This is a genomic window from Pseudonocardia sp. 2-7 (assembly GCF_056341085.1).
This window is the reverse complement of the sequence record NZ_CP094507.1, coordinates 624,018-640,997: the sequence shown is the minus strand read 5'-3', so window position 1 is coordinate 640,997 and position 16,980 is coordinate 624,018. Positions and strand designations below refer to the sequence as shown.

Annotated in this window: 15 protein-coding genes; 6 read left to right on the top strand and 9 right to left on the bottom strand. The window is 71.8% G+C overall.

Annotation, left to right across the window (positions count from 1 at the left end; genetic code table 11):
* Positions 1 to 62 precede the first annotated feature (62 nt).
* On the bottom strand, positions 63 to 2,240 hold the full coding sequence (locus tag MTO91_RS03230; protein ID WP_208824629.1) for a 3-hydroxyacyl-CoA dehydrogenase NAD-binding domain-containing protein: 2,178 nt from the start codon (positions 2,238 to 2,240) through the stop codon (positions 63 to 65).
* 14 nt (positions 2,241 to 2,254) lie between these two features.
* A complete protein-coding gene (locus tag MTO91_RS03225; protein ID WP_202968078.1) occupies positions 2,255 to 3,475 on the bottom strand; it encodes an acetyl-CoA C-acetyltransferase in 1,221 nt (406 codons plus the stop codon).
* A gap of 179 nt (positions 3,476 to 3,654) precedes the next feature.
* On the opposite strand from MTO91_RS03225, the gene MTO91_RS03220 reads away from it, so the two are divergent.
* Entirely contained in the window at positions 3,655 to 4,443 is a 789-nt protein-coding gene (locus MTO91_RS03220) for a MerR family transcriptional regulator (protein WP_346102822.1), read from the top strand.
* 29 nt (positions 4,444 to 4,472) lie between these two features.
* The gene (locus MTO91_RS03215; protein ID WP_476653733.1) at positions 4,473 to 4,910 is read left to right on the top strand and encodes an acyl-CoA thioesterase; all 438 of its coding nucleotides are present in this window, start codon (positions 4,473 to 4,475) and stop codon (positions 4,908 to 4,910) included.
* Positions 4,911 to 4,950: 40 nt separating this feature from the next.
* On the opposite strand, the gene MTO91_RS03210 is transcribed toward MTO91_RS03215, so the two are convergent.
* Positions 4,951 to 6,126, bottom strand: coding sequence for a fumarylacetoacetate hydrolase family protein (locus MTO91_RS03210; protein WP_405419708.1), 1,176 nt, complete (start codon positions 6,124 to 6,126; stop codon positions 4,951 to 4,953).
* Between the two features lie 149 nt (positions 6,127 to 6,275).
* Between MTO91_RS03210 and MTO91_RS03205 the strand changes: the two genes are divergently transcribed.
* The 4 genes from MTO91_RS03205 to MTO91_RS03190 all read left to right on the top strand — a co-directional run bounded on the left by MTO91_RS03205 (position 6,276) and on the right by MTO91_RS03190 (position 10,034).
* On the top strand, positions 6,276 to 6,842 hold the full coding sequence (locus MTO91_RS03205) for a hypothetical protein (RefSeq protein WP_476653731.1): 567 nt from the start codon (positions 6,276 to 6,278) through the stop codon (positions 6,840 to 6,842).
* Positions 6,843 to 7,016: 174 nt separating this feature from the next.
* Complete coding sequence (locus tag MTO91_RS03200) at positions 7,017 to 8,105, top strand: S-(hydroxymethyl)mycothiol dehydrogenase (RefSeq protein ID WP_476653729.1); 1,089 nt, start codon at positions 7,017 to 7,019, stop codon at positions 8,103 to 8,105.
* The gene (locus MTO91_RS03195; protein ID WP_346102812.1) at positions 8,105 to 8,731 is read left to right on the top strand and encodes an MBL fold metallo-hydrolase; all 627 of its coding nucleotides are present in this window, start codon (positions 8,105 to 8,107) and stop codon (positions 8,729 to 8,731) included. Before MTO91_RS03200 ends, MTO91_RS03195 begins: the two co-directional genes overlap by 1 nt.
* A gap of 157 nt (positions 8,732 to 8,888) precedes the next feature.
* Entirely contained in the window at positions 8,889 to 10,034 is a 1,146-nt protein-coding gene (locus MTO91_RS03190; RefSeq protein ID WP_476653727.1) for an MFS transporter, read from the top strand.
* Between the two features lie 43 nt (positions 10,035 to 10,077).
* Here MTO91_RS03190 and MTO91_RS03185 read toward each other — a convergent pair whose 3' ends face one another.
* The 6 genes from MTO91_RS03185 to MTO91_RS03160 all read right to left on the bottom strand — a co-directional run bounded on the left by MTO91_RS03185 (position 10,078) and on the right by MTO91_RS03160 (position 16,884).
* Positions 10,078 to 11,091 carry an iron-siderophore ABC transporter substrate-binding protein gene (locus tag MTO91_RS03185; RefSeq protein WP_476653725.1) on the bottom strand — a complete coding sequence of 338 codons (1,014 nt, stop codon included), beginning with the start codon at positions 11,089 to 11,091 and terminating at the stop codon, positions 10,078 to 10,080.
* Positions 11,092 to 11,156: 65 nt separating this feature from the next.
* A complete protein-coding gene (locus MTO91_RS03180; protein ID WP_476653724.1) occupies positions 11,157 to 12,314 on the bottom strand; it encodes an amidohydrolase family protein in 1,158 nt (385 codons plus the stop codon).
* 84 nt (positions 12,315 to 12,398) lie between these two features.
* Positions 12,399 to 14,087 (bottom strand): chaperonin GroEL, encoded by a 1,689-nt coding sequence (gene groL / locus MTO91_RS03175; RefSeq protein WP_405419720.1) that lies wholly within the window; start codon positions 14,085 to 14,087, stop codon positions 12,399 to 12,401.
* A 180-nt stretch (positions 14,088 to 14,267) separates the two neighbouring features.
* The gene (gene mimD / locus MTO91_RS03170; protein WP_368858477.1) at positions 14,268 to 14,627 is read right to left on the bottom strand and encodes a propane 2-monooxygenase effector subunit MimD; all 360 of its coding nucleotides are present in this window, start codon (positions 14,625 to 14,627) and stop codon (positions 14,268 to 14,270) included.
* Positions 14,624 to 15,832: a ferritin family protein gene (locus tag MTO91_RS03165; protein WP_476653722.1), complete on the bottom strand. Its 1,209-nt coding sequence runs from the start codon at positions 15,830 to 15,832 to the stop codon at positions 14,624 to 14,626. The genes mimD and MTO91_RS03165 overlap by 4 nt, the downstream gene beginning before the upstream one ends.
* Entirely contained in the window at positions 15,829 to 16,884 is a 1,056-nt protein-coding gene (locus MTO91_RS03160; RefSeq protein ID WP_476653720.1) for an FAD-binding oxidoreductase, read from the bottom strand. The genes MTO91_RS03165 and MTO91_RS03160 overlap by 4 nt, the downstream gene beginning before the upstream one ends.
* Between the last annotated feature and the right edge of the window lie 96 nt (positions 16,885 to 16,980).

The window sequence follows — 16,980 nt, the reverse complement described above, 5'->3', positions numbered from 1 at the left end:
GGGCCCGGAACGCACCGACCCCCGCCGGCGGAGGTGCCGGCGGGGGTCGGTGTCGGGCGGGATCAGGCGGCCGCAGTGGCCGACTCCCCCTTCGCCGCGCGGTCACGCAGCGACTGCGGGACCTCGAAGCGCTCGCCGTACTTCGCCTTCAGCTCGTCGGCGCGGGCCACGAAGCCGGCCGGGCCGCCGGGGTAGCCCTCGATGTACTGCAGCACGCCGCCGGTCCAGGCCGGGAAGCCGATGCCGAAGATCGAGCCGATGTTGGCGTCGGCGACGGTGGTCAGCACGCCCTCGTCGACGCACTTCACGGTCTCGATCGACTCGATGATGAGCATCCGCTCGGACAGCTCGTGCAGGTCGACGTCGTGGTTCGTCGCGCCGAAGTGCTCGCGCAGACCGGGCCAGAGGCCGGTGCGCTTGCCGTCGGAGTACTCGTAGAACCCGGCGCCGCTGCTCTTGCCCTTGCGGTCGAACTCGTCGACCAGCCGGTCGATCACCGGGTCGGACGGGTGCGGGGTCCAGGTGCCGCCGGCGGCCTCGACGCCCTTCTTCGTCTCCTCGCGGATCTTGCGCGGCAGCGTGAGGGTCAGCTCGTCCATCAGCTGCAGCACCGGGGCCGGGTACCCGGCCTGCGACGACGCCTGCTCGATCGTCTGCGGGTCGATGCCCTCGGCGATCATCGCGACGCCCTCGTTGATGAAGGTGCCGATCACGCGACTGGTGAAGAAGCCGCGGGAGTCGTTGACGACGATCGGGGTCTTCCTGATCCCCAGCGTCAGGTCGAACGCCTTGGCCAGGGCCTCGTCGTTCGTGCGCTCACCCTTGATGATCTCGACCAGCGGCATCTTGTCGACCGGCGAGAAGAAGTGCAGACCGATGAAGTCGTCCGGGCGGTCGACGCCCTTGGCCAGCTCGGTGATGGGCAGCGTCGAGGTGTTCGAGCACAGCAGCGCGTCGGAGTTGATGTACTTCGCGGCCTCGCGGAACACCTCCTGCTTCAGCTCGACGGACTCGAAGACGGCCTCGATGACGACGTCGCAGCCGGCGAGGTCGGCGTAGTCGTCGGTCGGCAGGATGCGGCCGAGCAGCGCGTCGCCCTTCTCCTGCGTGGTCTTCCCGCGCTTGACGCCCTTCTCGACGAGACCCTGCGAGTAGGCCTTGCCCTTCTCGGCGGCCTCCTTCGAGACGTCCTTGAGCACGACGTCCCAGCCGGCGAGAGAGCAGACGTAGGCGATGCCCGCGCCCATCATCCCGGCGCCGAGCACGGCGACCTTGGTCGGCTGCCACTTGGCGGGGCCGTCCGGGCGGGACTTGCCGCCGTTGATGGCGTTGAGGTCGAAGAAGAACGCCTTGGTCATGTTCTTCGAGACCTGGCCGGTCACGAGCTCCGCGAAGTAGCGGCCCTCGATCTTCTGCGCGGTCTCGAAGTCGACCTGGCTGCCCTCGACGGCAGCCGCGAGGATGTTGCGCGGGGCCGGCATCGGCGCACCCTTGAGCTGCTTGCGCAGGTTCGCCGGGAACGCCGGGAGGATCGAGGCCAGCGAGGGGCTCGACGGCGTGCCGCCGGGGATCCGGTACTTCGGCTGGTCCCAGGGCTGGGTGGTGTGCTCGGGGTTGGCGAGCACCCACGCGCGGGCCTTGTCGAAGGCCTCCTCGCGGGTGGCCGCGAGCTCGTCGATCAGGCCCAGCTCCAGCGCCTTGGCCGGCTTGTGCCGCTGGCCCTGCGCGAGGACGTTCATGAAGCCGTTCGCGATGCCCAGCATGCGGGTGACGCGGGTGACGCCGCCGCCACCGGGCAGCAGGCCCAGGCTCACCTCGGGCAGGCCGTAGACGACGCCCTTCGCGTCGACGCCGACCCGGTGGTGGGTCGCCAGCGCGATCTCCAGGCCACCGCCCAGGGCGGTGCCGACGAGCGCGGACGCGACCGGGCGGCCGAAGGTCTCCAGCTTGCGCAGCTGGGCCTTGACCTCGGTCACCAGCTCGAAGATCTTCTCGGCGTCGTCGGGACCGGCCGCGCTGAGCTGCTCGAGGTTCCCGCCGGCGAAGAAGGTCTTCTTGGCCGAGGTGACGACGACACCGACGATGTCGTCCTTGTGCTTCTCCAGGTCGTCGACGACCTCCCGCATGGCCTCGCGGTAGGCGTCGTTCATGGTGTTGGCGCTGCTGGCCGGGTCGTCGAGGGTGACGACGGCGACGCCGTCGGCGTCGGACTCCCAGCGGACGGCCTTCTGCTCAGTCACTGATCCAGTCCCTTTCAGACGCGCTCGACGATGGTGGCGATGCCCATGCCGCCGCCCACGCACAGCGTGGCCAGGCCGCGGCGCAGGTCACGGCGCTCCAGCTCGTCGACGAGGGTGCCGAGGATCATCGCGCCGGTGGCCCCCAGCGGGTGGCCCATCGCGATGGCCCCACCGTTGACGTTGGTGATCTCGTGGGAGATGTCCATGTCGCGCATGAAGCGCAGGGCCACGGCCGCGAACGCCTCGTTGATCTCGAAGAGGTCGATGTCGCCGACCGACAGCCCGGCCTTGGCCAGCGCCTTGCGCGCGGCGGGCGCCGGACCGGTCAGCATGATCGTCGGGTCGGCGCCGGACAGCGCGGTGGCGACGATGCGCGCACGCGGGGTCAGGCCGTTGGCCTTCCCGGCGGCCTCGGTGCCGATGAGGGTGAGCGCCGCACCGTCGACGATGCCGGAGCTGTTGCCCGCGTGGTGGACGTGGTCGATCTTCTCGACCCAGTGGTACTTCTGCAGCGCCACCGCGTCGAACCCGCCGTCGCGGCCCATCATCTCGAAGGACGGCTTGAGCCCGCCCAGCGCCTCGACGGTCGCGCCGGCGCGGATGTGCTCGTCGCGGTCGAGGATGGTCAGGCCGTTGCGGTCCTTGACCGGGATGACCGAGTTCGCGAAGCGACCGTCGGCCCACGCCTTGGCGGCCCGGGTCTGCGACTCGACGGCGAAGGTGTCGACGTCGGTGCGGGACCAGCCCTCGACGGTCGCGATGAGGTCGGCGCCGATGCCCTGCGGCACGAAGCCGGTGGCGTAGGCGGTGTCGGGGTCCATCGCCCAGGCGCCGCCGTCTGAGCCCATCGGCACCCGGCTCATGCCCTCGACGCCACCGGCGAGGACGAGCTCCTCCATACCGGAGCGGACCTTCTGCGCGGCGGTGTTCACGGCCTCCAGGCCGGAGGCGCAGAAGCGGTTGAGCTGCACACCGGCGACGGTGTCGGGCAGCCCGGACGCGATCGCGGCGGTCTTGGCGATGTCGCCGCCCTGGTCGCCGATCGGCGAGACGACGCCGAGCACGAGGTCGTCGATCGTGTTGGTGTCCAGGTCCGGGTGACGCTCGCGGACCGCGTCGATCAGCCCGGTCACCAGCGAGATCGGCTTGACCTCGTGCAGCGAACCGGAGGCCTTGCCCCGTCCGCGCGGTGTACGGATCGCGTCGTAGATGTAGGCCTCGGGAATCTCGCTCATCCGAACCTCTCGTGGGGTGGTCGGCACGGGGGCGGTACAGGCGGCACTGCCCCTACTTACTGGTAGCTTTTGTTACAGCAGCACTGTCACATGGGTCAAGACGGACCGGCGTGCATGTGACACGGATGATGTCACACCAGCACTGTCATATCGAGCGGCCGACCCGTAACCTGCTCGCCATGTCCGCCGCCATCGACGGCTCCGCGCTGAGCCCGACCCCCGACGACGGGGATCTCCTCACCGTCGACCAGCTCGCCGAGCGGACCGGGATGTCGGTGCGCACCATCCGCTTCTACGCGAGCAAGGGACTCATCCCCGCGCCCCGGCTGCGCGGCCGCACGGGCCTCTACGACGCCGCGCACCGCGCCCGGCTGGAGCTGATCGGCGAGCTCACCGGGCTGGGCTTCACCCTCGCCGCGATCGAACGGCAGCTGGAACGGGTACCGCTGGAGACCGCGCCGGAGGAGCTGGCCCTGCAGCGCGCGCTGCTCACGCCCTGGCTGCCCGAGGTCGACGAGGAGCTGGACCGGGCCGGGCTCGACCGGCGCGCGGGTCGCCGTCTGTCCGACGACGACGTCACCACCCTCGAACGGCTCGGTGCCCTGACCCGGCTGCCCGGCGACGGCCCGGCGACCGTCCGGCTGCACGGCGCGGTCGCGCTCGGCTCCGCACTGGAGGCACTGGACTCCGGCCTGCCCCCCGAGCTGTGGAAGCGTTCGCACGACCTCATCGAGCGGCACACCGCCGCGCTCGCGGAGGACCTGATGACGCTGTTCCAGGACGAGGTCCTGCAGCCCTACCGGGACCGCGGCCGCCCCGCCGACGAGCGGCGACGGCTCGCCGCCGCCTTCTCCCGGCTCAAGCCGATCACCCTGCAGGGCGTCGTCGCAGCGTTCGGGCGGGCGGTCAACCGGGCCATCCGGGAGCGCGTCGACTCCTCCGGGGGCTCCGACCGGCACGAGGGGTGAGCCCGGCCGGTGAGTCGTAACATCGGCCCATGGCGAGCTTCGAGTTCCCGGTCCGGGTGCGCTACCACGAGGTCGACGCCCAGGGGGTCGTCTTCAACGCCTGGTACCTGGCCTGGTTCGACGAGGCGATGACCGAGTTCCTCGAGTCCCGCGGTCTCACCTACCGGGCGATGCTCGACGCCGGATACGACGTCCAGCTCGTCCACACCGAGCTCGACTGGCGGGCCGGGGTCGGGTGGGGCGAGGACGTCGCCGTCGCGGTGTCGACGGCGCGGATCGGCCGGACCAGCTTCGCGCTCGACTTCCAGGTCCGCGCCCTCGACGACGCGGGCGAGCGCATCGTCACCTGCGACTGCCGCACCGTCTACGTGGTCATCGCCGTCGACGGCACCGGCAAGCAGGAGGTGCCGGCGCTGATCCTGAACGCGCTCGGGGACCCCGAGCCGCTGATGCCGCTGCGCCCCTGAGCACCCCCGGCCGGGGGTCTCCCCCGGCCGGCTGCGGCGGTCAGGCGCCGCGGATCCGGCCGCGGACCTCGCCGAGGGCGACCCGGCCGCCGTCGCGGGCGGGCGCGGTCGCGGTCATCACGACCTCGTCGCCGTCCTCCAGCCAGGTGCGCGAGGCGCCACCGGCGAGCACGACCGGGTCGCGGCCGTTCCAGGACAGCTCCAGCATCGAGCCGAACCCGCTGCGCTCCGGGCCGGAGACGGTGCCCGAGCCGAGCAGGTCGCCGGCGCGCAGCCCGGCGCCGCCCGAGGTGAGGTGGGCCACCATCTGCTCCGGGGACCAGTACAGGTCCCTCGCGGGCGGGGACGCGACCAGCTCGCCGTTGACGTGCACGGCGAGGTCGATGTCGAGGCCGAGCGCGGGCTCGCCCGGGGTGAGGTAGGGCAGCGGCGCGGGGTCGTGAGCGGGCAGCGGGACCCGGGCCGCGGACAGCTCGTCGAGCGGTGTCACCCACGCCGAGATCGACGTCGCGAAGGACTTGCCCAGGTGCGGGCCGAGCGGGCGGGACTCGAAGAACTGGATGTCGCGGGCAGACCAGTCGTTGAGCAGCACGACGCCTAGGACGTGGTCGGCGGCGTCGTCGATCCCGACCGGCCCCGGGACCGGCCCGCCGAGGACGAAGCCGAGCTCGGCCTCGAAGTCGAGCTTGGCACACGGACCGAAGTCCTCGGGCCCGCGCTGCCCCGACGGGCGTGCGACCGGGGTGCCGGTGACCCGGACCGTGCCGGATCGGCCGTGGTACCCGAGCGGAATCCGCCGCCAGTTCGGGGTGAGCGGGTCCTCGGCGTCCGGACGGAAGATCAGTCCGGCGTTCCGGGCGTGCTGCTCGCAGGCGTAGAAGTCGACGTAGTCGGCGACGGCGAAGGGCAGCACCGGGACCAGTCCCTCGTCGGGCAGGCGGTACGCGGCGGCCCGCTCGTGGTCCTCGCGCCAGCCGCGCAGCCACTGGACGACCTCGCGCCAGGCCGGGGCACCGGCGTCGAGCAGCCGGGTCAGGTCGGGCGCCGCCAGCAGGTCGGGGTACGGGCCGCGCTGCGCGGTGGCCAGCGAGCCGACGTCGAGCAGGCCACCGTCCGGCAGCGGGCAGGCGATGCGCGAGCTCCCGGGGCGCCCCTTCCCCGCGACGGCGCCGAGCGCGAGGGCGGGGGCGGTCGTCGGCGGTGGCGCAGTCGTCACGGTCCCCGACCGTAGGCGATCCGGCGACGGCGTGGGTGGGAACTCGCCGCGGTTGTCACACGTTCGACCGGTGCGTCCGATCCGTCCGGATCGGACACGTACCGACACACCACCGGGAACTCACCCGGAACGCAGGAGGACACCCGCAGATGGGTCTGCTCGACAAGCTCAAGGAGCGCCTCACCGGAGGCGCGCAGACACAGCCGCAGCAGGGCTTCGGGGGCGCGCCCCACCAGGGCTCCGGCCGGGCGCAGCAGCAGGATCCCGACCAGCAGGCGATCGAGCGCTACCGCTACATGCTCCGCACCGCCCCGCCGGAGCAGGTGGAGCAGGCACACGCGGAGGCCTTCGCGAAGCTGACCCCCGAACAGCGGCAGGCGGTGCTGACCGACGTCGGCGCTCAGGTCCCCGAGGCCGAGCGGGCGCGGTCGACCGACCCGCAGGAGCTGGCGCGGATGGCGACCCGCGCCGAGATGCGCAACCCAGGGACGATGGAGCGCTCGCTCGCCGGCGGCCGTGGCCCGGGCATGGGCGGGATGATCGCCGGGTCGCTGCTCGCGGGGGTCGCGGGTGCGTTCATCGGCACGGCGATCGCCGGCGCGATGTTCGACGACGCCGGTGCCGGTGAGGACGTGGCCGCGGCCGAGGACCCCCCGGCCGAGGACCCCGGCTTCGACGACGGCGGCATGGACATGGGTGGCGACTTCGACTTCTGAGGTCGCCCGGCCCGGCCCCGGCCCCGGCCCGCGTCCCGCGGGCCGGGGCCTTTCCGGTACAACACCTGTTGCAGGGCCGGATCCGACCTGGCACCGTCCGGACACCCATGCCAGAGTCGCCATCCGAGCATCCGTCCCGAGCGGGCGGCATCGAGGACGAGTGGAGTACGAGCAATGGCACAGCAGGTACGTGGCGTCGTGGCCCGCGCCAAGGGTGAGCCGGTCACCGTCGAGACGATCAATGTCCCCGATCCCGGTCCCGGTGAGGCCGTGGTGAAGATCCAGGCCTGCGGGGTCTGCCACACCGACCTGCACTACAAACTCGGCGGCATCAACGACGAGTTCCCCTTCCTGCTCGGCCACGAGGCCGCCGGAATCGTCGAGTCCGTCGGCGACGGCGTCACCGACGTCGCACCCGGCGACTACGTCGTCCTCAACTGGCGCGCCGTCTGCGGCCAGTGCCGGGCCTGCAAGAAGGGCAAGCCCCAGTACTGCTTCGACACCCACAACGCCACCCAGAAGATGACCCTCGAGGACGGCACCGAGCTCTCCCCCGCACTCGGGATCGGCGCGTTCATCGAGAAGACCCTCGTCCACTCCGGACAGTGCACCAAGGTCAACCCCGACGCCCCCGCCAAGGTCGCGGGCCTGCTCGGCTGCGGCGTCATGGCCGGGCTGGGCGCCGCGGTCAACACCGGCCAGATCGGCCGCGGCGACTCCATGGCCGTCATCGGCTGCGGCGGCGTCGGTGACGCCGCCATCGCCGGGGCGAAGCTCGCCGGCGCGACGACGATCATCGCCGTCGACACCGATCCGCGGAAGCTGAAGTGGGCCGAGGAGTTCGGCGCGACCCACACCGTCAACGCCAAGGAGACCGACCCGGTCGAGTTCATCCAGAGCGTGACCGACGGCAACGGCGCCGACGTCGTCATCGAGGCCGTCGGCCGCCCCGAGACCTACAAGCAGGCCTTCTACGCCCGCGACCTCGCCGGCACCGTGGTCCTGGTCGGCGTCCCGACCCCGGACCTGCAGGCACCGGAGATCCCGCTCATCGACTACTTCGGCCGCGGCGGGGCGCTGAAGTCCTCCTGGTACGGCGACTGCCTGCCCAGCCGCGACTTCCCGATGTACGTGGACCTGTTCCTGCAGGGCCGCTTCCCGCTCGACAAGTTCGTCACCGAGGAGATCGGGATCGACGGCGTCGAGCAGGCCTTCGAGAAGATGCACGCCGGTGAGGTCCTCCGCTCGGTGGTGATCCTCTGATGGCCCCGGTCGACCACGTCGTCACCTCCGGCACCTTCAACCTCGACGGCGGCTCCTTCGACGTCGACAACAACGTGTGGATCGTCGGCGACGACCGCGAGGTCATCGTCATCGACGCCGCCCACGACGCCGACGCCATCGCCGCCGCCGTCGGCGACCGCACCGTCACAGCCGTCGTGTGCACCCACGCCCACGACGACCACGTCAACCAGGCACCCGCCCTCGCCGACCGGTTCTCCGCGCCGATCCTGCTCAACCCGGCCGAGATGGTCCTCTGGGACATGACCTGGCCCGACCGCAAGCCCGACCAGGAACTCGCCGACGGCCAGGTCCTCACCGCGGGCGGGATCGACCTGCGGGTGCTGCAGACCCCCGGCCACTCGCCCGGCTCGTCCTGCCTCTACGCCCCCGAGCTCGGCATCGTCTTCACCGGCGACACCCTGTTCCAGGGCGGACCCGGCGCCACCGGACGCTCCTACTCCAGCTTCGACACGATCATCGAGTCCATCCGCACCACCCTGCTCCCGCTGCCGGCCGACACCCGGGTCCGCACCGGACACGGCGACTCCACCCGCATCGGCGACGAGGCACCCCACCTGGAGGAATGGATCCGCAACGGATCCTGACCCCCGCACACGACGCGGCCCGGCCCCTCACCCCGAGAGGCCGGGCCGCGGCCGTTTCCCCGCCGAGATGCACCCCAGCGGGCCGGGGAGATCCACAAACGGGTCCCGGATCCGGGGAGGGGCGGGCCGGGACCGGTGCGGTCTGACACGGTGGGGCGTGCCCCGGTCGCTGTCGTCGCTCCCGTTCCGCCTGCTCCTCGCCGCGACCGCGCTGGCGTTCGGCGGGTACGCCCTGCTCCTGCCGGTCGTGCCGCTGTGGGTGTCCCGGGGCGGCTCCGGCGAGTTCGGTGCGGGGCTGAGCACCGGCGTGCTGATGGCGGCCACCGTGGCCACCCAGCTGCTGGTGCCCGCGATGCTGCGCCGGGTCGGGCACCGTCCGGTGCTGGTCGTGGGGTCGCTGCTGCTCGGCCTCCCGACGCCGTTGCTCGCGCTGACCGCCGACCTCGGGCCCGTGCTGGCGATCTCCGCGGTCCGCGGGATCGGGTTCGGGCTGGCGACGGTCGCCGGGAGCGCGCTCGTCGCGGAGCTGGTCGAGCCCTCCGCACACGGTCGCGCGTCGGCGCGCTACGGCTACGCCGTCGGACTGCCCCAGCTGGTGTTCCTGCCGGCAGGTGTCGCGGTCGTCGACGCGCTGGGGTTCACCGGGGTGTTCCTGCTGGCGGGGATCACCCCGGTCGCCGGAGCCCTGGTGGTGGCGTTCGTGCGGGGCCCCCGGCGGGCCCCGGCACCCCGCCGCGACGACGCCGTCCCGCACCCCCGCGAGACCCGCAGGCGGCTCCCCGCCGCGCCGGTCCTGGCGATGCTGGGCTGCTCCACCGCGCAGGGCGGTGTGATCACCTTCGCCCCGCTCGTCGCCCCCGGGGCGACGGTCTCGGTGCCCGCCGCGCTGTTCGCCACCGCACTCGGCGCGCTGCTCGGCCGCGGCGTCGCGGGCACCCTCACCGACCGCAGCGGACGTCCCGGGGCACTGCTCCCGGTCGGGACGGCGTGCGCCACGGTCGGGCTGCTCGGGGTGCTCGCCGCGCCGTACGCGTCGGTCCTGCTGGTGGTGGGGGCGGCCGTCGTCGGCGCCGGGTTCGGGCTGGTGCAGAACGACGCGATGGTCGCCCTGTTCGCCGCCGCCGGGCCGCTGCACTACGGCGCGGCCAGCGCCGCCTGGAACATCGCCTACGACGCCGGGACGGGCCTGGGGGCGACCGGGCTCGGCGCGATCGCCGAGCCCTTCGGGTTCGCCGCCGCCTTCGGCACGACGGCCGCGGTGCTGCTCCTGCTCACCCCGGCCGTCCGGCGTCGTCGTGCCTGACCACCACCACGGCAACCCCCGGAACGGCGGTCGGGCCGGCGGGTCAGGTCCTCGGAATCGCCCGCTGCAGCTGGGGGACGACCGCGTCGAGCACGGACGGGAGGCTGAGCACGGTCTGCCAGGCGAAGGCCAGCTCGGTGGCCCCCTCCAGGAACACGGTGCGCCCGTCGCGCATCGCGGGCAACCGCGACAGCAGCGGGTCCCCGACGACCGTCGCCTTCCCGCCGGGGGTGAACGACAGCTGGTCCCAGACGATGAGGTCGTGGTCGAGCTCGCTCGCCTGCTCGAAGCTGAACTCGGTGTAGAACCTGCCTGCGGCCAGCTGGTCGATCCGGGGCGGCACCGTGAACCCCAGCTGGGTGAAGAACCGCGAGCGGGGGTCCTGCGAGGAGAACACGCTGATCGTGTCCGCGCTGCGGCTCGCGACGACGACCGAGCGCCCCTTCCACTGCGGGTCGGCGTCGCGGGCGGCGACGAACCTGGCCTCCAGATCGGCGACCAGCTTCTCGGCCTCGGCCTCCTTGCCCAGCGCCCGGCCGGTCTCGCGGGTGTACTCCTGCCACGGTGCGCCGTAGTCGTCGAACCCCCGGGGCGGTCCGACGGTCGGCGCGACGGCGCTCACCACCGGATAGCTCTGGGCGTCGAGGTCGGAGTAGAGGCCGATCACCAGGTCGGGACGCTGTGCGGCGATCTTCTCCGGCTCGATGGAGGACATGTTCAGCACCGCAGGTGCCGCGCCCACCGCCTGCGCGGCCGCCCGGGCCCACGGCTGCACGACGACCTTCTCGTCGCCGTACCAGTAGCGCGCCGCCACCGGCGCCACCCCGAGCGCGAGGATCGCGTCGTGGTCGGTGTAGCCCACGGACACCACCCGCTGCGGGGCCTGCGGGATCGTCGCCGCACCGAGCTTGCCCTCGATCGTCACCGGGAACCCGGCACTCCCCGTCGCGGCACCGGTGCCGGTCTCCGACCTGCCGCCCCCGCCACACCCGGCCAGTACGGCGCCACCGGCCGCGGCCAGCGTCGTGAGAAGCATCTGCCGTCGGGTGAGTCCCATGTCCGTTCCCCTTCGCTCGTCCGGCGGAAGGATAGGACACGTTGTGAGGGTTGCCTTTCCTGCATTCAGGTGGGGCTCAACACTCCCCGGCGGCGCGGACGGACGGTGGTGCAGGCCAGGTCGAACCCGTGGACCCGTGCCGCGGTGCCGCCGAGCAGGGCGGCGCGGACGTCGTCGTCGAGTTCGGGGAACCGTCCGCGCAGCTCGTCGGGGTAGCGGAAGGTCATGAGGTCGCGGATCAGGCGCGCCGGGCGCACCAGCGGGTAGCCGCTGCCGAACATCAGCCGGTCCGGGCCGTAGGCGGCCAGCAGCTCGCCGAGCGCCTCGGCGGCGGGCACCCGGTGCCGGCGCAACGCGATCAGCAGGTCGGTGAGCAGTACGTAGACGTTGGGCAGGCGGGCCAGCCGGACCATCGACGCGGTCGGGGCGCAGGCGGCGCCGACCACGAACCGGATCTTGGGCAGGGCCGAGGCCAGCGCGGCGACCTCGGTGACGTCGACGGCACCGGCCGGCAGCGGCCCGGCGCTGCGCACCCGGACCGGGAGCGCGGACCCGGCGCGGACCGGCTCGGCCCACTCCGGCCACCGGGGCCGCGGTACGGCGTCGCCCTCGGCGACGACGCCCGCGTGCGCCCAGTCCGGTGCCGCGCGCGACGGTCGCGCGGTCGGCGCGATCCCGATGTGGACCACCCCGGCGCCGGCCTGCTCGGCCCGGATCAGGGTGCGGCGCAGCCACGGCGCCCGCAGCGACAGCGCGGTCTCCGGACGACGGGCGGGCAGCACGGTCAGCGCGCGCAGACCGTCGCGGCCGACCCGGGCCCCGATGCCGCGGGCGCGGGCCCGGTCGGCGGGGTCGAGCTCACCCGCCAGCGCGAGCCGCCCGGGGTGTTCGGCGGCGAGCTCGGCGTGCCAGGCCGGTGCGGCGAACCCGAGCACGAACAGGTCCTCGAAGCCGGCCGGGACGAGCACCGCGCGGTCCACCGCGGAGAGCACGTGCGCGGCCAGCGCCTGCGGCGTGACCAGCTCGAACGCGTCCGCGGTCAGCGGGCGCGGCGACGGGTCGACCATCCGGTGGCGGTGCAGCAGGTCGGCGACGAACTGCTCCCCCGCCGGGCCCGCCTGGTTGTGCGGCCGACCGTCCCAGCCGTGCACCTGGGCGTCGACGACCGCCGGGAGACCACCACGCCCCTGGGGCGCTCCGCAGCACCGGTCCACGACGACCACCTCTCCACTGTCGCGGAGCGGCCCGGCACACGCAGCGCGTGCCGGGCCGCTCCCCACTGTTCCCCTGACCGGACGGGCCGGTACCTATCCGACCGACGGGCCGAGCCCCATCGACTGGGGCGTGCTCGAGTCCGGGCTGGGCTGCGGGATGCCCTCGTCGAGCTGGCCGAACTCGGTCATGAGCGCCTTGTTCCAGGGCGTGACCTCCTCGGCCACCAGCGAGTTGGTGGTGAGGATCAGCCCGGCGACCGAGGCGCCGTTCTGCAGGGCGGAGCGTACGACCCGCAGCGGGTCGATGATGCCCATCTCGACCATGTCCCCGAAGCGGCCCTCCAGGGCGTCGAAGCCCTCGTCGACGCCCATGGTCGTGACCTGCTTGACCACGTCGTCGCCGTCGTAGCCGGCGTTGGAGGCGATGAGGTGCACGGGCTCGGTGAGCGCGTGCCGGACGATCTCGACGCCGATCCGGTAGTCCCCGGTCACGTCCAGCTCGTCGAGCGCGGGCTCGGCGTGCAGCAGCGCCGAGCCGCCACCGGCGACGATGCCCTCGGCCACCGCGGCCCGGGTCGCCTGCAGCGAGTCGTCCACCCGGTGCCGGATCTCGCGGGCCTCGGCGTTGGTCGGCGCCCCGACCGAGATGATCGCGGCCTTCCCGGAGAGCCGGGCGATGCGGTCGGAGAAGAAGTCCTCGTCGGTGCCGATCGTCGCGCGGGCCAGCTCGGCCCGCAGCTGCGACAGCCGGTACTCCAGCTTCTGCTTGTCGCCGTGCCCGCCGATGATCGTGGTGCCCTCGCTGGTGACCTGCACCTGCACGGCGCGCCCCAGGTGCTCGACGTCGATCTGCTCGAGCGAGAACGAGGAGCTCTTGGAGTGCACCTGCCCGCCGCAGAGCGCGGCCATGTCCTCCAGCAGGTGGATGCGCTTCTCGCCGAAGCCCGGCGCCTTGATCGCGACGGCCTGGAAGTGCCCGTTGACGTGGTTGTGGACCAGCATCTGCAGGGCGGTGCCCTCGACGGTCTCCGCGACGATGACGAGCGGGCGCCGGTCGTTGCGCATGATCCGGTCCAGCACCGGCATGATCTGCTGGACGTCCTTGATCTTGTGCGCGGTGAAGAGGATGTAGGGGTCGTCGACGATCGCCTCGAGCGTGCCGGGGTTGGTCACCATGTAGGGCGAGACGTACCCGTTGTCGAACTCGAAGTCCTCGACGAAGTCCACCGAGACCCCCGGGAGCGGGGTGTCGTCGACGGTGACGACGCCGTCGTCGCCGACGGTGTGCAGCGCCTTCGCGACGACGCGGCCGATCGTGTAGTCGTCGTTGGCCGAGATGGAGGCGACGCGGGCGTAGTCCTCCTCGGTGCTGACCGGGTGCGACACCGTCTGCAGGCGTTCGACGAGCGCGTTGACCGCGATGTCGATCCCCCGCTTGACCAGCACCGGGTTGCCGCCGCGTTCGATGGCGCTCATGCCCTCGCGGACGATGGCCTGGGCGATGACGGTCGCGGTGGTGGTGCCGTCGCCGACCGTGTCGTTGGTCTTGACCGCCGCTTCCTTGACCAGCTGGGCGCCCATGTTCTCGAAGGGGTCGCGCAGGTGGATCTCGCGAGCGATCGTGACGCCGTCGTTCGTGACCTCGGGCGAGCCCGTGATCTTCTCCAGGATGACGTTGCGGCCCTTGGGGCCGAGCGTGCTCTTGACGGCTTCGGCCAGCTGGTCGACGCCGGCCTGCAGCAGATGACGGCCCTCGGCGCCGAAGCGGAGTTCCTTGGCCATGGTGGGTCCTCCCGGAGAAAGAGTCGGTCCAGGTGCGCGGGTGCGGATCAACGTGCGCAGCCGTGGCGCCGTGCGGGCGCGCTGCGCGGGTGGAGCGCACCGCCCGGGCCGTCGCCGGCCGTGGTGGGCCGGGGACGGGTCGTCGTCCCGGGCGGTGCGTTCCGGGTGAGGAGCGGGTCCTTACACCGGCTTCAGGTCGAAGTCGATGTACTCGGCGGCGTCCTCGGGATTGGCGAACATGATCGTCTTGTCGTCGAGGTGCACCATCCGCCCGTAGTGGGTGGACATGTTCTCCTCGAACTGGGCGGCGTCGAACCAGCCGTCCTCCTGGCCGGCCTCCTCGTCCATCGCCTCGTAGTCGAGTTCGAACTTGCCGGTGCCGTCGACGCGGATCATCGAGGGCAGGTGCTGCACGGTCACGTTGTCCTGACGGTCCAGGACGGTCGCGATGACCGCGCCGATCTGGTTGTTCATCAGCGTGAATCCGCACATGTTCGACGCGGTGCTGTCCTGCTTGAAGGGAGAGTCCGTGCTGGTCACTGCTTCAGCTCCTCGGGGACGTCGAGACCGAGATCGCTGCAGATCCCGGCGAACCGGTTCTTGGCGCGGTCGAGGGAGTCCTCGAACGTCGGCGGCTTGGAGTCCGACTGGGACCACATCGGCTGCATCGTCCGGGCGGCCTCCAGCGCCTGCGGCACGTAGGTCCGCAGCCAGCCACCCATGAGCTCCCGGTTGTGGTCGGCGAACTCGCGGTCCTGGGTGAGCGGCGCGAAGCAGGCGACCGACCAGCGCAGGTCGCGCTGGGCGTAGTCGAACTCGCCGGCACCCATGACCGTCGGGGTCACGTAGTCACCGTTGGTGGCGGCGGACTGCATGACCAGGTTCGACCGGAACAGCTCACCGACCAGCGGCTCGAAGACGCAGTTGGCCGCGAAGACGGCCTCACCCCAGTCGTCCTGGACCGCGGTGAGGGCCTCGGTGAGCTTGCGGGCGCCCTGCCACTCCGGCGCGTTGTCCCACGCGTCGAGGTGGGCGGCGCCGTCGAACCCGTCGATCTCCTCCGACAGCGTCAGGTTGTAGAGCGCGAGGTCCTGGGCGAAGCGGATCTTGCGGGTGGAGTTCGCCGCGAGCGCCGTGTTGTGCATGTTGGTCGGCGCGGACCGCTCGTTGGACGCGAAGACGTAGAGGCCGAGGATGTGCTCGATGTGCATCCAGGCGCCGACGTTGCGCTCGACGAAGCGCACCCAGTTGGGGTTCCAGAGCTCGAACGCCTTCGCGTTGCGGGCGTTCTCGATGTTCTGGGTGAGCTGACGGACGACGTTCGCGTTGTACCGGAAGAGGCTCTGCTCCCACTCCTCGTTCGGGTCGCGGAACTCGTGCCAGCCGTGGGCCGGCCAGTTCTTCACGTGCATGCCGCCGCTGCCGATGCCGCGCTGCGGCTCCGGCTCGTCGACGCCCCAGGCCTTGAGCTTGGTCCAGTGCAGCGGGTAGCCGCCCTCGCCGTTGGCGAAGCCGTAGATCCAGCCCTGCGCGAGGTAGTGCCGCGGGTCCGGCTGGACCTCGACGGTGGTGTCCTCGTACAGCGTCTGCTTGCGCTTGGCGGGCGCGTAGTAGTTGTAGCGGCGCGCGCTCGAGCTCGAGTCGGGGAACTCCCGCGCCCCGGCCTCCGCGTCGGTGAAGACGGGCTTGGGAACGCTGCGCTGCGAACCGGACGACGTGTCCTGCGTGGTGGGGGACTGAGTCATTGCTGTCCGTCCTCGCCTTCTTGCTCACCGGTCGTGGTGAACTTGTCGTAGAAGATGTTGGTCTCACTCACACCCAGCTGGGTCAGCGTCGCGATCGCCGCGTCGACCATCGGCGGGGGACCGCAGACGTAGGCATCCGCTCCCTTCAGATCGGATTCGTTCCGCCTGACCACCTCCGTGATCAGGCCGGTCTCGCCGGCCCAGTCCCCGCCGTCGCCGTCGGACAGGGCGGGGACGTACCGGAAACCGTTGAGCTGGGGCGCCAGTTCGGCGATCTCCTTCTCGAAGCAGAGATCGGCCGCGGTGCGCGCGCCGTAGTAGAAGGTGGCCCGTCGTTCGACGCCGCCCTCGGCCATCGCCCGCAGCAGGCCCATTACCGGCGCCATGCCGGCGCCACCGCCGACGAAGACGATCGGCGAGCTGCGGTTCTGGCGGAGGGTGAAGGTGCCGAAGGGCGCCTCGACGTCGAGCCGGTCACCGGGAGCGGCCTTCTCGTCGAGCCAGGTCCCGAACAGCCCACCCGGGTAGACCTTGATGACGAACTCGTACAGGCCGTCCCGGTTGGGGGTGTTGGCCATGGAGAACGAACGGCTCTCCTCGGTCCCGGGGCAGACGAGGTCCATGTACTGCCCGGGAAAGAACTTGATCTCCGACGGCTCGACCAGCTTGACGGTCAGGTGCCGCATGTCGTGGGTGACGGCCTCGACCGACACGACCTCGACCACGCCCTTGGTGAGGGGCAGGCCGGACCGGATGATCTCCTCGTCGTAGTTGGTCAGCTCGATGACCAGGTCCTCGTAGGCATGCGCCCGGCACAGGAGGGTGTGGCCCTCCTCCTTCTCGTAGTCCGGGAGCGCGAAGGTCGAGTAGCTGTCGTACTCGATGTCCTCGCCCTCGAGCACGAAGGACTTGCAGGCCGAGCACTGGCCCTCCTTGCAGCCGTGCATGAGCTGGACGCCCTGCTCGGCCGCGGCGCGGAGGATGTTCTGGTCCTCGTCGACCTCGATCTCGATGCCGACGGGCTCGAACCGCACGACGTGTTTGTCGCCCACGAGCGCAGACCACCTCTCTTGGCGTGACGAATGGCGTGAGAAAAAAGACCAATCGGACAGATGTGGGCAGGCGTCGCCCCGGGCCCCGCCCGGCGG

Bases quoted from the DNA above. Each gene is read 5' to 3' on its own strand.
- MTO91_RS03205 (WP_476653731.1), top strand. From the start codon at position 6,276: ATGGGTCTGCTCGACAAGCTCAAGGAGCGCCTCACCGGAGGCGCGCAG.
- MTO91_RS03185 (WP_476653725.1), bottom strand. From the start codon at position 11,091: ATGGGACTCACCCGACGGCAGATGCTTCTCACGACGCTGGCCGCGGCC.
- MTO91_RS03195 (WP_346102812.1), top strand. From the start codon at position 8,105: ATGGCCCCGGTCGACCACGTCGTCACCTCCGGCACCTTCAACCTCGAC.
- groL (WP_405419720.1), bottom strand. From the start codon at position 14,087: ATGGCCAAGGAACTCCGCTTCGGCGCCGAGGGCCGTCATCTGCTGCAG.
- MTO91_RS03225 (WP_202968078.1), bottom strand. From the start codon at position 3,475: ATGAGCGAGATTCCCGAGGCCTACATCTACGACGCGATCCGTACACCG.
- MTO91_RS03200 (WP_476653729.1), top strand. From the start codon at position 7,017: ATGGCACAGCAGGTACGTGGCGTCGTGGCCCGCGCCAAGGGTGAGCCG.
- MTO91_RS03215 (WP_476653733.1), top strand. From the start codon at position 4,473: ATGGCGAGCTTCGAGTTCCCGGTCCGGGTGCGCTACCACGAGGTCGAC.
- MTO91_RS03220 (WP_346102822.1), top strand. From the start codon at position 3,655: ATGTCCGCCGCCATCGACGGCTCCGCGCTGAGCCCGACCCCCGACGAC.
- MTO91_RS03165 (WP_476653722.1), bottom strand. From the start codon at position 15,832: ATGACTCAGTCCCCCACCACGCAGGACACGTCGTCCGGTTCGCAGCGC.